This is a genomic window from uncultured Amnibacterium sp. (assembly GCF_964244015.1).
Lineage (GTDB): Bacteria > Actinomycetota > Actinomycetes > Actinomycetales > Microbacteriaceae > Amnibacterium.
In genome coordinates, this window is sequence record NZ_CAXTHO010000032.1 from 9,159 (window position 1) to 22,645 (window position 13,487).

Consider the following 13,487-nt stretch of genomic DNA (forward strand, 5'->3'; position numbering starts at 1 on the left):
GCATCGGGTTCGCCGCCGAGAAGGGCGCGGAGGTCGCGCTGTCCTGCATCGCCGACGCCACCGGGGGCACCACAGCCTCCGCGGACGACGGCCAGGCCCTCGACGACATCTTCGACAGCCTCACGATGCCGACCATCGAGGTCACGACCTCCGCGCCGGACACAGTGACCGCGGGCCAGACCTTCTCGCTCGGCGTCAGCGTGCACAACCCGTCTGTGCATGACGTGCAGGACGTGAGCGCGTCGCTCGCGTTCGTGCGAGACCCGCAGCACACCATCCGCCCGACCGCGTCGCCCGCGACCCTGCAGGTCGGGACCGTGCCCGCGGGACGATCGGTGAGCCGCGTGTGGACCGTCTCCAGCGACTCGTCGTGGGAGGGGCTGCAGGCGTCCTGGCGGGTCGCCGTGACTGGAACGAACGTCCGAGGGGTGCAGCGCACCGGCTCGATCCGGTTCTCCAAGGCCGTGCTGCCGCTGACAGGGGCCCTGTTGAGCCCCGCGTTGGACCACAACTGGCCGATCGTGATCATGGGTGACTCGTTCTCGGCGGGGGAAGGCGGCGGGGACTACAAGCCGGCGACCCGGAGTGCCCTCCTGCGATGCCATCGCAGTTACAAGACGTACCTCGCCGATGTGCTGAAGCCGAGCCAGGTCCGCATCCTGGCGTGCTCCGGCGCGGTCATCGCCGACCTGTACGACGACCAGGTGACGGACGATGGGGAGTTCAGAGCCACCGCGCAGCTCGACCAGCTGCTGGCGCTCGACGCGCCTCCGGGGGCGGTGGTGCTGACGCTGGGCGGGAACGACGCCGGGTTCGCGGACATCATCAAAGCGTGCGTCGGACACGCTCTGCTCGGTCTGAGCGATAAGGACTGCAGGGACGACAACTCGGTCGGTGAGCAGAACCTCGACGACATCGGCTACCGCTGGCACGACCTGCGCAGGGTCTACGAGGACCTCTGGAAGGCGGCGAACAATCCTCGCTTCGTGGCCCAGCGCGGCGGGAAGTACGTGCCCGTGATCGTCTCCACCTACCCGCAGGAGTTCCCTCCTGCGTGGCTCGGCTACTGCAAGGCCCATTCCGCGTTCACCCAGCCGGCCATCCGGTACGCGAACGAGCTCGCGGCGGCGCTTATGGCCTCCTCTAATCACGGGGCCCAAGCCGCTCGGAACGACGGCTACGAGGTCTATTCGACGGGGGATCCGATCGGCGCGTTCCTCCCGAGTCACACGTACTGCGCGGACGTCCTGCGCACCTGGGTCCAACCGCTCGCGAACCCGGACCCGCATCGTTGGAACGGCAAGGACCCCCTCGGATACCTCACCAGCACGGTGGCCGGCCAGCAGGCGATGCATCCCAACGCCAACGGCTACCTGGCCATCACCGACATCCTCCGGACCTGGGAGGCGGCGCAGACGCGCGTCGAGGCGACCGACGCGGTGAAGCGGCTCGTCGCCGAGCCGGCGTCCAGTGCCTCGGTGTCGTCGGTGCTGGGCTCCGCACTTCCCGCTCCGACGGCCGGCGTCAGTGTCGTCGCCGGGGGGAGCGCGACGTTGCAGCAGGGGCAGAGCGCGACGATTGACGCCACCGGCTTCGCGCCGAACACGCCGGTACTGCTCACCCTGCATTCCGTCCCGGTGGGGCTCGGCACCACCCTGGCCGACAGCAAGGGCGTCGTCCGTCTGCGCTCGATGATCCCGACCGATACCGAACCGGGCCGGCACCGCCTTATGGCGACCGGTGTCGACTCCTCCGGCGCGGACCGCGAGGTCGCGATCGACCTCACGGTCGTGCGGCCGATCCCGGTCTGGGTCGGGCTGGTCGGCGCGCTCGCAGCCCTCGCACTCCTGATCGCTGCCGGCCTCGTCATCGGCAGCCGGCCGCGGCGTCGACGACCTCACCCGCTGCCGGCGCCCTGAAGGCTTGAGTGGTCCACATCGCCAACGGATCAGTCTTCGCCTGCCGACCTTCGGCAACCTCCGCCTACGCGAGAGCAGCACGGATTGCGTCGACCAGTTCCTCAATCGTCGACCAGTTCCTCAATCAGGACGCGATCTTCGAGCCGGAGCGGGGACTTCGCAGCGGCAACGACTTGGTGGTTGTGCCCCGGGCAACAGATGTCTCACTCTGAAGCAGCGTCGGGTGCCCACCGACGCATTTTTTGACTTGCGCGAAGTGTGGAGGTCGAGTGCCTCGCGAGCAGAAGCGAATCACTCGTCTAAGAGCAGACGATCCTCGACCGCGTCGTCGACGGCGGCGCTCACACGGACGTCTCGCCCGCGCAGCACGACCCGGCCGACGAATTGGGTCCCCACGACCTGATTGAGGCGGCTTGCTAGCCAGTCCGCCGCACGGAGTCGAACCGCGGTCGGGAGGTCGCCAACTGACGCTTCGGTGAGGACGACGGCGTCGACCCCTCTGCTGCGCGCCGCGTTCAGGGCATGGTCGAGAGACTCAGAGAGTAGGGGTGCAATGGCGATCTCGTCGCGAAGCCGGCCCTCGAGCGCTGCGATGCGGGCGCGTTCCCAGATGTCGAGCGTCCTCTCGGACGCGATGAGCTCGAGCGTGGGGCCGGCCACCGCGAGCACCCGTCGGGCGGCGTCGCCTCGGGCGCGCACCTCCGTTTCGGCCAGATCGCGCTCAAGCGCTTGTCGCCGCTGTACCTCCGCGAACTCCGCCGCGGACCGCGCGGCGCGACGCAGTCCGATCGCGAACAGCGTGCCGATTAGCAGCACGCCGATCTGTCGCTCGACGAGACCGAGTCCGGCAAGCGGGCCCGCGCTGCCATTGATCGACCAGGCGAGGCAGACGACGGTGAGCGCACCCATGCTCACCCAGGCGAACGCGATGCGCTGGCGGAGAGTGAGGCCAATGCAGATCATCGTGCCTGCGCCGATCGGCCAGGAGGCGTAGCCAGGCCAGCCATCACTGGGCAGCCCGGGAATGACGACGGCGTTGCCCGCGACGACGAGCAACGCACTCGCGAGCGTCCACCTCAGCGTGAGGCGCCGTCCGCCGACGAGCACGACGATGACTGCAGCTGTCATGAGGGCTGTGAGGGCGACCGCGGTGAGCACGATCGGCGTGGGTCCCGGTCCGATCGCCAGAATGACGTGCACCACCGCGAATGCAACGAGCAGTATTCGGGCGAACCGGCTGTCGAGCGGAGGGGCCAGCAAGGCTGAATCAGTCATTGCGCGGGCCACCGCAACCGCACTGCGGTTCCACGACCGCGATGCGAGTACACGTCGGCAGCGCCATCCACGCTGCGCAAGCGGCCGACGATGCTGGCCGCGATCCCGAGCCGATTTGCCGGCACGGCATGCTCGTCGAATCCGACGCCGTCGTCGATCACAGCGATCTCCAGGACGTCCGGCCCGCGAGACACGTGGAGCTCGATCGAGGCTCCCGCGCCTCCGTGCCGTCTGCTGTTCCGGAGCGCCTCCCCGGTCGCGCCGACGAGCGCATCAATGACCTTGGGAGGCAACGGGGACGAGGGCGTGCCGTCGATCACCGCTCGCGCGGTCGGCGCAATCGTAGACAGCAGGGAGCGGAGCCGATCGAGCAGGACCGTATCGGGGAGACTTTGTTGCTCCTCACCTGGCTCAGTCAGTCGCCGCAGCTGTTCAAGGGCCTCAACGGCGTCGACCGCGGCCGATGTAGATGGGCCGCGGGCAGCGACGAGCAGCGTCGTCAGTACATGGTCGTGCACGAGCCCGTTCACCCTGGCTCGCTCGTCAGACCGAATGCGCTCGTCCTGAGCATCGTGCGTGGTTGACACGGCGGCCGCCGCCGCATCATCAACCGCCCTCCCTGCCCGCAGTGCACCCACCGCGAGCCCGGCGAACACGGCGCTGAACAGCACGGCGTAGAGCCCGTCCTGCAGCGGAATCAGGGCGAGCGGACCAGACTCGGTCGAGAACCGATCGACGGTCACCAGTGCGCCGGTCAGGACAACATCCGCCGTGAGAAGCGTGATGGGCAGCGCGAGAGCCGCTGCTGTGGTGCCGAGCGCCGTCAACTGCAGAGTCCAGGGCGAGGAACTCGCTGTGGCGGCCGCAGAGAAGACGATCGGCGTGGTCGCAAGGGTCAGCACATTGCCCACCGCTCCGCACGCGGCGACGGTCCGGATCGCGCGCACCGGAGAGACGGGGGAGATCCCACCGAGTAGAACGGGAATGCCGATCGTCGCCAGCAGGGAGGTCGCGTTCCACCAGGCCGGCGCTGCGGACAGCTGCTGCAGGATGGTCGGAAGGGTAAGGAAACCGAAGACCGCGCCGCCGACGCCGAAGAGCAGTCCGATCGTGCGGAGGATCCGGTCCTCCGCGCTCCTGTTCATTGCCTTCCCGGACCGGGAAGCAGACCGTCCTCGATCGCTCGCTTGTACAGGTCGACCTTCGTCGGTGCCGGTCGACCCGCTCGCGCGTACTTGGCCCGGATCCGGCGGACATAGTCTTCGAGCGTGCCCACCGTGATGTAGAGGGTGTCCGCGACCGTCTGTGACTTCGCTCCGTCGGCGAACAACTGGAGTACGCGAGCCTCTTGCGGGCTGAGCGCGGCGTCCGGGAGTCGTGGGTCGCTCTCGAGCGCGTGCGCCCACTCACTCGTGACGACGGGCAAACCCGTCGCGGCCTGCTCGATCGCGGTGATCATCACCTCGACCGGGGTGGACTTGCGTAGGACGCCGAGCACGTCAGCCCGCAGGGCCTCACGGACCAGATACGCATCCTCTGCCGAGGTGAAGACCAGTACCTCGCCGCCCGCGTCGCGGATCCGTTGCGCGTTGTCGGAGGGTGACGATCCATCAGCCAGCCGGAGATCCAACAGCACGAGGCCGGGGCGCGCATGCGCTGAAAGCAAGGCGTCGACGGTGGCGTAAGTCCCGCCCAGTCTGAGATCCGAGCGCCCGTCGAGGGCGGCGAGAAGCGCGTAGCCGACCAGTGGGTGGTCGTCCACCAACGTGACCGACGAGGTGGCTCCCGGAGGAGCTGGCATCGGGGTCTGTGCGTCCATCGATTCGCAGAATAGTGCGACCTCGCTCCCCAAGGTCCGAGCCGCGGTACGCACCGCTCGGACGGAACCTGATGCGAGAGGAGGAGACAGCGAGGCTTTACCGGACGCAGGAGACCTCATGACCGATCGGCGTCGCGACAGCGTGCTCGGAGCGTAAGTGTCGATCGGCCTTCTCACGGGGCCACCGGTGTGCGCTCTGCGAGCTGCGTCGTCATGCGACGGAGCGGTTCGCTCAACGAGTCGTCCCCACCGATATCGAATAACTCGACGACGTAGAAGTAGTTGCCGGGGCGGAACACGATGGCCTCCGTGCGTGTCCCACCCACGACAATGGTCGCGTCGCCAACCTTCGAGCAGATCGCCCCCAAGCCGCCGCTCGTGCTTGCGGCCGATCTTGCAGCGCTGCAGGCATTTTTAGCGCCGTCGGTAGAATTCGGAGCAGTCCAAGAGATGCCCGTCGAGGTCCACCCATAGCTTCCTGTCGCGCTGTACGGGCGGAAGTCGAACTCGACCTGCACGGGAAGGTCTTGCCCCTCCTGTGAATACTCGCAGGCGGTCGAGTCATCGTCACCAGCTGCCGGGCCCGTAAACTTCAGACCCTTCGGCCGCCAGGCCTCGTTCACTTCGGCAAGGGTGAGCATGCAGGAGCTCTGCCAGGTCAGGGTGGATCCCGTGCCCGCACCCGGCACGGCAGAGGCTGTCATTCCGGGGGAGCCGTCGAACTGCCCCGCGAGGAGTACGAGCTGCGCCCCGCCGAAGTACTCAGACCAGTTCTGATCGTGCGCCGCGAAGGTGTCGACCTCGGCGTCGGCGGAGCCCGAGGAGAATGATCTGCCACCACTCGATGGCCGGAACCCGGCGGTCATGAATGCCTTGCCGACCGAGTTAGCGAAAGAAGCACCCTGCGTCGGCCAATACACATAGAAGGCGGTCGAGTTCGCCGTGTCCCCATCGACGGTCAGCACACACGCGGAGGCATCTGGCAGCTCGACGGCCAAGGCTGCATCCAGCACGCGGAGGTCGTACTGCTTGGACGCGCCATGAGCGGTTTCGGTGTCGTCGATCAGACCTTGAGGGCAGCCTGGGGAGCTGGCCGCCGAGCTCCGGCTCGCGACTGCTGCGCCCGTCGCGAGCGGTCCACTCGACGCCGCAGGGGTGCACGACGCGAGGCTCAGGGTGAGGACGACCGCACCGAGGACCAAGCCCATCCGCGCCCACGCACTTGGCCGCCATAACGGCGCCGGCGGGCACTCGTCATTCCGGCTGATGGCGCTCTCCTGTTCCCCTCGACTGCGCGAATTCGTTTGTGAAGTGCAACCAGGCCAAGCGGGCCGGACAGGACCGACCCGAGGTGGCGATCCCCCGAAGCGAACGCGTGCGCAGACAGGCATCGCGAGGGACAGCCAACACAGTGACCTCTGCGCCCGGAGTTTGCTGCCTATGGATTCCCGGGCTCGGCTTCGGTTCCTAGTGCCGGACGGCGAGCGTGCCTAGGAAACCCTGGCTGGCCAGACGCTCCGACAACGTCGTAGTTTGCGAAACCCCAACCCGAAGGAGGCGGTCGCCTTGGCATCGCATAAGCACGCAAAGAACGGACTTCTGGCGAGGACGACTTCCTCGGCGACCGACGTCCTGCAGATGGCCGAGGCCGTCGCAACTTCCCAGCAGACCGACTGGTTCCGGGGGCTCGGCCCGCTCACCGTTACCAACCGGGGCGCGAGCGCTATGGAATTCACGGTGTTGGGTGGCCTCGGAGGCAAGTACAAGCAGATCGTCTTCACGGTGTCGACCGGAACAGACGCGAGCACCACGACCGTGCGCACGGCGATCTCCTTCTACCGGACGAGCCAGAACACGATCATGGGATTCATCCCGGCCGGGCCGAAGCTGATGAACAACTACTCGACGTACAAGCTGTTCCTCGAACGGCTGTCTGCCACCCTGAAGGACAGCGACGCGAACGCCTCCATCGTCATCTCTGACACGGCAGACTCCGACCCGGTGCCGCCTGCCTACTCGCCGGCCCGGGACTGATCGCGATGCAGGGCCGAAAGGTGCTCGGCTGGGCCGGGCTTGTCGGCGGCGGCCTCCTGCTGCTCATCGGCGCCAGTTGGGGCCACGCCGGCTACTACGAATCGCAGACCCCGATCCTGCTGCTCCTCGTCTTTGGTGGTGGCGCGATCGCCGTCGGTGGGGGCCTCCTACTGCGCAAGCCGAAGCAGGAAGTGACGCCCGTGGCCTGGCGCCCGCCGGTGGACGACAGCGATGAGTAGCGCCCTCGCCGCGGGGCGGCAACGCCGACCGAAGCGCCCCCAGAACGACTCACAGAGGGCGTCAGACAGATCGAAGGAGGAACCCGTGCGTGTCTCGCTTCGCACTGCTCTGATCGTTCTCGCTATGAGTTGCGCGGGGCTGCTGCTGTCCGGCTGCTCCTCCGCGCCGTCCGTGACGGGTGTCTGGTCCGCTTCGGACGGTTCAGCGGACAAGGTGATCGGGGACGACGGTCAGTGCAGCGGCATGTATTACGCCAACGGCTCCGTGCTCGACATCGGCGGCGGGGAGACCTGCACGTTGGGATCGAAAGAATCGGACGGCACATATCCGCTCGTCGTGCGGCAGCCCCCGAACCAGGAGACTCTCGAAGTGACATTCGACGGCGACACAATGAAGTTCAACTCGGGTGGGAAGCAGATCGTTCTCACGAAGCGGTGAGACAGAGCTTGCTGATAGATGTCGCGTCCGTCGATCATCGTCAGCATTGCGAACGGCGGAGCCGTTCGCGACAGCAACTGAGACGACAAGGGAACGATCTTGCAAGGTGCGTCTTCGGTCCGGAATAACTGGATGGCCGGGCGCAACGGCACGACGATGCGGATCACCGGATCAAGAGCCAGGGCTGAGGCGCACATTGTTGACGGTCCACAGACAGAGGGATGTACCCAGCCCGATCGCCGCGGTCGACGGCCCTGTTCGAACAACACCTGGACTTCTCGTTGAAGCGCACTGTGATCATCATCGCGTCGGTCGTCGTTCTCGTCGCTGCTGTGGGCGTCGGGTACTTGCTCCTCGCCTCTGGAGGCGGGCTTCCGCTGTCAACGGGGACCTCCTCAGCGGCACCATCAGCCATCTCGTCCGTGCAGGAGGGGAGGGACGCGTCGAACGCGCTCACGAAGCTGACGTCCGATCCGGGATCGTTGGTTCCCAAGGACCAGAAGAGGTCGGTGAACATCGCCGACGCGGTGCCCACTGGATCGACGATCCAAGTGCAGGCGAATTCGTGGGCGGTGGCGTCGCGAACGAGCGGCACGCTGGTCGCCACATTGACGAGCCCAGGGCACATGGCCGCGACGTACCTCGTGTCCATGTTGAAGGAGGACGGTCGATGGGTCGTCCTCGGAACCATCCCGGTCGAGCGGTGATACGCCGAGGCATCGCGCTGATCGTCACCCCGGTCATCCTCATCGCCGCCGCGATCGCCGGGATCGGCTCACCCACCACGGCGATCGCCGCCGCCTTGGGTTCCACCCCGTCGACGACAGAGTGCACGACGTCCGAACTTCACCTCGCTCCCCGGCTGCAGAACAGCCCCGACCTGGACCCGAACGGGCATCCCATCACGATCTCGCCTGGGCCGTCGGGCATGTTCGTGCCCGTCGTCGTGGTCAATGGATGGAACGGTCGGTCGTTCCACGACGACTCCCGAGCCGGGAACTTCTCCGGAAGGATCGACCTGACGGCCAACGCGGTCGGGACGGTGGCGGCTCGCACGTCCCTCATCGGCCAGCTGCAGGACATGGCTGGATCTGCCGTGTACACATTCGATTACCACCAGTGGTCGGACAGATGGGTCACCGATCCGCACATCGGTGACGCGCTCGCCACCGCGATCGACTGCCTGTACACGGCATCAGGTCAGAAGGTCATCCTCGTCGCGCACTCCATGGGCGGTCTCGCGATCGAGCAGACTTTTTCGCGGTCCCTCCCAGGAGCGGCCAGCCGCGCCGGGGAGATCAGCACAATCGTGACGATGGGGACTCCGTTTAAGGGGTCTGTGATGGATAGCCTCGCTCACGGCACCGTCGTAGCCGACGGAGTCACCGGAGCCCTGGGCGGGTCTCCGTTCCTCACGCTGACAACCGCGATCCTTGCTGCCTGTGGCCGGATAAGTACAGCCGACGCTGACAGCATCTGCACCAAGGTCAATGCGCTGACGCCCGTGACCACCATCGAATCTGACGCCGCGAACGCGCTCCAGTATGGGTCCGCACAGATTCGGAAGCTGCCGTCCATCCCGACGTCGATCCACCTCGTGCAGCTGGCGGGGAACGCGGACTACAGCACCTCGCACTCCTGGTTCCGGGAGGTCGACGCGGCGGTCACATTGCATCTCGGAGACACCATCGTCACGTCGGGATCCGCGATCCCGTCGCCCGGTCGTGAGCACAGCCAGGTCGCGTGCGCCTATACAGTGAACGCCTCGCGGGCTGTCGGCGATGAAGCCGGTGTGATCCTCGGCGTCGTCTCAAAGGTGGACGCGCAGCGATTCAGTGTTCCGATCGTCGACAGCAGCGTTCCCTGCGGACACGGTCAACTCACTCGAGACATCGAGCTCACGAACGATGCTCTCGGCGCCGTGTACGACGACATCCACGCCCGGGTAGAGGCGTCGCTCAAGGCGGCGGTCGAATCGATTACCGTGCCCGCTGGGGTCTGCTACGACAAGCCTGCAATGCTGAACAAGGGCGCCTTCACTATCCCCGGCACGAACGGCGACGGCGGTATCGGCACAGTGCCCTTCTATGACGGCGATGACGTGAGCAATCCGACCTCGACCTCGATCGCGCTTCTTGCCGACGGTCGATCGCAGATGTCGGACGCCGATCGGGGAGCCATCGCTGTCAGTCTCGGCTGCTCGGCCTCCGGAGCCGGAGGTGGGTACTCCTACATTGCGGTGTACACCAACGATCTCCGTGTCATTGGCCTCATCGATCCGGGGAGGCTCACCACCGCTGGAGGGGCGGGACTTCCCGGCTTCAGCAATGCCTCGTTTGCAAATGGAAAATTGCGAACCGACGTCGGATGGATGGCGTTCACGACAGCGGGCGCATGTCCGCTGACCAAGGTGCGGACCGATTACGCCGTGCTACCCGCGACGACGCTCGCCCACGGTCCACTGACGACGTTGCAAGGCGACCCGAGTTGTGGCGCGCCGAGCGCGTCGACGAAGCAGGACAGCACCGCTGTCGCACTCTCCAACTACTTGGATACGAGCGGCCTCTTCGACTCGAATTCGGGTCTTGTCTATAGCTGGGACGCGCCCGATCACTCGGTGCGGTGCTCGACATTCAAGGTGCAGGGTCCGTCGGATGCACCTGCGGTGGGTTGCATGGCGATCAATCCGAGTTGGAAGTTGACGTACCGGACACCGTGCCACGCTGGCGACTGGTCGGGATTCAACTACGACGAAGGTGGGATCGGACCAGGGTGCGGGAACGCACCGATCTCCGTGCGCGGCTATTCGTTCAAGGCCAAGGTGTTGCCGAAGGGTGAGACCATCGCCGTGAACGGACTTACGTGCAAGTCCGCAGCCGCTGCCATGACCTGCACGTACACGATCTATGACAGCAACGTGAAGAAGGTCCAGGGTTTCACCCTCTCGAGGTCGATGTTCAGCGTCAGGCCGTCGTACGCGATCGTGCGATGACGGCCGCTGCTTCGGGCCGCGCTCTACTCGGGGACGTCGAGACCGCTTGCTCCAGAGGCACAAAAATCCGGAAACCCTGGAACCGAGGGGCACGTTCAAGGACCGTCTTGCCTCGTTCACGGAGTTGGTGTTGACGTGGTCGGCGTGACGCCCCGCTCTCTGTGGCGCTGCCTGCTGGGTCGTGCCGCAGGGGCTACGAAGCCGAGGGTGGGAGCGTCGATCCAGGCGGGAACCACGCCGTTTGGAACATTTCGAGAAAGGCCAGGTCGGGTACCGGCGTCACCGTCCAAAGCGCTACTCCCGGGTGTCGCAAGAAATACAGCTCCTTCTCGATGGCTTCGATCTCCTGCATGGCCGAATCAACGTCCCGGTAGGTGACGACCGTCCCGCTGGGCTTGTGCGAGGTGTGAGCGATGTTCTCGTCGACGAACGACTTGACTCCCGAGGCTGCTGCTGCGAGCCGTATCCGTCGTCCGGCGAGCACCTTTCGCTCGAGGTTCTCGCCTCCGTGGGGTGCGAACGTATGAAACCCAGACGCATCGTCGGGGCCCTGGTCGCCGTGGGCTTGCACGTTGAGCTCTGCGTATCGGGAGCGTGTAATGAGCGACAGGTCGGCCTCGAGGTCTCTGACACACCCTGTGAGACTCACGACGTCTCGCCTGGTGTCGACCTCGCGTCGTACGAAGGAGCCGATGTACGCGACGTACGTCGTGTTGAGGTAGTTGACCAAGGTGGGCTGCTTCTTTACCCCGGACTGATCGATCACCGCGTTGATCGTCCGCCACATCCACCGGTAGTAGTGGGCCTGGTACGCGGCCTCCATCGTTCGGTCGAACTTGGTACACCAGCGCGCCCAGGAGTCGGTCATGGCGGTTGCCCCTTCTGCTCAAATCGGCGGGAGAGATCCTCGCTCAGTGTCGCTCGCTGTCCCGACCTACCGCTTGCTGAGCGGTCGGCGAAAACTCGGCTGTTCACCACTCGAAACCAGTCGAGATCGTCCGAGGTAGCCAGTGCCGTCGAGGTGCACAAATGCAACGCGATCGAGCAGAAGTCGATCTGATCAGCGTTTTCTCGAGGCGACTCGAGGTTAAGGATTCCCTGGTCCGGCCCCCAATCTGGTCCAGTGGGTTCCGGGTTCAAGTCCCGGGGGGTGTACCACCGAAGGCGCTCGAGGGCCCGTAACTCCTAGGAGTACGGGCCCTCGTTGCATCCCTCCCACCGCCAGATCGCACTCAAGTCGTCACAAACTCGTCGTATACCCCCATCCGATTGATGCGGGCGTGTGCCGCGCACCCGTCCGGCATGGTCTCCTCCTCGCTACTGCTCCTCGCGGAGTTCTGGCTGGCGGAGGTGCATATCTCCGTCAAGCAGGCGCCGCAGACTCTCGACGCCTATGAGCAGAACCTCCGCACGGTCGTGCTGCCCGCGCTCGGGAAGCTGCGACTGCGGGAGGTGACCGGGGGCCGCGTCGACCGGTTTCTGGAAGCCCTCGCGCCGGTGCATTCCGCCCATGCGCGCAGGGCGCGGGGTGTGCTCGGGCTGCTGATGAAGGTCGCCGTGCGCCATGACGCGATCGACCGGAACCCGGTCCGCGACTCCGCACCCATCCCGCTGCCGCGCAAGGAGGTCCGCGCGCTCGATCAGACGCAGCTCGAGACCAATCACACCCATCGCGCGAGCCGACCGTCTGTATGGGGCACCGGCTAACCGAGGTATCGACTGGTTTATATCTACTTTAGAGTTGCTAAAGTAGATTCGGGTCGAGGGTGGTAATCGCTGTGGCGGACTTCGTAGAGCTGTTCTGGCATCCGGTCGACGACGCCGGGCTGAGCCGGCGTGATCGAGCACCGGGGCGATACCGCGCCTACGTCCCCGACGAGTTGGGGCAGGGCCTGCCCGCTCTCGGCCTCGCGGCCCGGCAGGCGTCGGAGGACGCGTTGGCGATCCTGGCTCGCGCCGACGAGCGGGTCGGCCGGCGTGGCGGGTACCTGCATCATCTGCTGATCCGGTCGGAGAGCATCTCGTCGTCGTGGATCGAGGGGAACCGGGTCACCCCGAAGCGGCTCGCCATCGCCGAAGCACTGCGGCAAGGCAGCCGGGTCGCGCTGGACGTGATCGCCAACGTGCAGGCGACGGAGAACGCCATCGCCTCGCTCGCTAATCCGGGTCGCCCGATCGAGGTCGCGGACCTTGTGGCGTTGCAGCACGTGATCGAGCCCTCGCTGGCGTCCGGCCTCCGTACCGAGCAGAACTGGGTCGGTGGACCGGGATGGAGCCCGCTGCGCGCCGACTTCGTCCCGCCTCCCGAGACCGAGGTGCCGCGCCTGGTCGCGGACCTAGCTGGGTTCCTCACGGCGACCGACGGCAACCCGGTGGTGCGGGCGGCGATCGCCCACGCGCAGTTCGAGACGATCCACCCGTTCATCGACGGCAACGGCCGAACCGGACGCGCGCTGATCCACACCGTGCTGAGCCGCGGCGACGCGCTCCGGAACACGCTGATCCCCATCAGCACCGTCTTCGCCAGCGACACCAACGCGTACATCGCGGGGCTGACCGCCTTTCGGGACGATCCGATCCGGTTGGACGACTGGGTGATCGCATTCGCGGCGGCGGCGGAGCTCGCTGCTGCCAACGCGGTGCGCCTCGCCGACGACATCGAGGCCGTCGACCGGGCCAGCATGGGAGAGCTCCTGGCCTATCGGACGAAGCAGGGCCTGTCACCGGCCGCACCGCGAAGCGACTCCGTCGTGCTGCGGATCCTCGGCAG

The 13,487-nt window shown here is 66.2% G+C and carries 13 protein-coding genes; 8 read left to right on the forward strand and 5 right to left on the reverse strand.

Annotated features, from left to right (window positions below; genetic code table 11):
* Positions 1–125: 125 nt before the first annotated feature.
* Entirely contained in the window at positions 126–1,919 is a 1,794-nt protein-coding gene (locus ACFE67_RS05700) for a GDSL-type esterase/lipase family protein (RefSeq protein WP_375405904.1), read from the forward strand.
* Positions 1,920–2,210: 291 nt separating this feature from the next.
* On the opposite strand, the gene ACFE67_RS05705 is transcribed toward ACFE67_RS05700, so the two are convergent.
* The 4 genes from ACFE67_RS05705 to ACFE67_RS05720 all read right to left on the reverse strand — a co-directional run bounded on the left by ACFE67_RS05705 (position 2,211) and on the right by ACFE67_RS05720 (position 6,026).
* Positions 2,211–3,119, reverse strand: coding sequence for a hypothetical protein (locus ACFE67_RS05705; protein WP_375405905.1), 909 nt, complete (start codon positions 3,117–3,119; stop codon positions 2,211–2,213).
* Between the two features lie 71 nt (positions 3,120–3,190).
* Complete coding sequence (locus ACFE67_RS05710; RefSeq protein WP_375405906.1) at positions 3,191–4,141, reverse strand: sensor histidine kinase; 951 nt, start codon at positions 4,139–4,141, stop codon at positions 3,191–3,193.
* 194 nt (positions 4,142–4,335) lie between these two features.
* Positions 4,336–5,013, reverse strand: coding sequence for a LuxR C-terminal-related transcriptional regulator (locus ACFE67_RS05715; protein ID WP_375405907.1), 678 nt, complete (start codon positions 5,011–5,013; stop codon positions 4,336–4,338).
* A gap of 173 nt (positions 5,014–5,186) precedes the next feature.
* A complete protein-coding gene (locus ACFE67_RS05720; RefSeq protein WP_375405908.1) occupies positions 5,187–6,026 on the reverse strand; it encodes a hypothetical protein in 840 nt (279 codons plus the stop codon).
* 553 nt (positions 6,027–6,579) lie between these two features.
* On the opposite strand from ACFE67_RS05720, the gene ACFE67_RS05725 reads away from it, so the two are divergent.
* The 5 genes from ACFE67_RS05725 (at position 6,580) to ACFE67_RS05745 (ending at position 10,717) form a co-directional block, all read left to right on the forward strand.
* Positions 6,580–7,047 carry a hypothetical protein gene (locus tag ACFE67_RS05725; RefSeq protein WP_375405909.1) on the forward strand — a complete coding sequence of 156 codons (468 nt, stop codon included), beginning with the start codon at positions 6,580–6,582 and terminating at the stop codon, positions 7,045–7,047.
* A 5-nt stretch (positions 7,048–7,052) separates the two neighbouring features.
* Positions 7,053–7,286 (forward strand): hypothetical protein, encoded by a 234-nt coding sequence (locus ACFE67_RS05730; protein ID WP_375405910.1) that lies wholly within the window; start codon positions 7,053–7,055, stop codon positions 7,284–7,286.
* An 85-nt stretch (positions 7,287–7,371) separates the two neighbouring features.
* Positions 7,372–7,725: a hypothetical protein gene (locus ACFE67_RS05735; RefSeq protein WP_375405911.1), complete on the forward strand. Its 354-nt coding sequence runs from the start codon at positions 7,372–7,374 to the stop codon at positions 7,723–7,725.
* 293 nt (positions 7,726–8,018) lie between these two features.
* Positions 8,019–8,432, forward strand: a complete 414-nt coding sequence (locus ACFE67_RS05740; RefSeq protein ID WP_375405912.1) for a hypothetical protein — start codon at positions 8,019–8,021, stop codon at positions 8,430–8,432.
* Positions 8,429–10,717, forward strand: a complete 2,289-nt coding sequence (locus ACFE67_RS05745) for an esterase/lipase family protein (RefSeq protein ID WP_375405913.1) — start codon at positions 8,429–8,431, stop codon at positions 10,715–10,717. Before ACFE67_RS05740 ends, ACFE67_RS05745 begins: the two co-directional genes overlap by 4 nt.
* A 193-nt stretch (positions 10,718–10,910) precedes the next feature.
* On the opposite strand, the gene ACFE67_RS05750 is transcribed toward ACFE67_RS05745, so the two are convergent.
* Positions 10,911–11,585 (reverse strand): hypothetical protein, encoded by a 675-nt coding sequence (locus tag ACFE67_RS05750; protein WP_375405914.1) that lies wholly within the window; start codon positions 11,583–11,585, stop codon positions 10,911–10,913.
* Positions 11,586–12,019: 434 nt separating this feature from the next.
* On the opposite strand from ACFE67_RS05750, the gene ACFE67_RS05755 reads away from it, so the two are divergent.
* Both ACFE67_RS05755 and ACFE67_RS05760 read left to right on the forward strand, forming a co-directional pair.
* Positions 12,020–12,424, forward strand: a complete 405-nt coding sequence (locus ACFE67_RS05755) for a hypothetical protein (RefSeq protein ID WP_375405915.1) — start codon at positions 12,020–12,022, stop codon at positions 12,422–12,424.
* A gap of 71 nt (positions 12,425–12,495) precedes the next feature.
* On the forward strand, positions 12,496–13,487 hold a 992-nt coding region (locus tag ACFE67_RS05760; protein WP_375405916.1), incomplete at its 3' end, for a Fic family protein.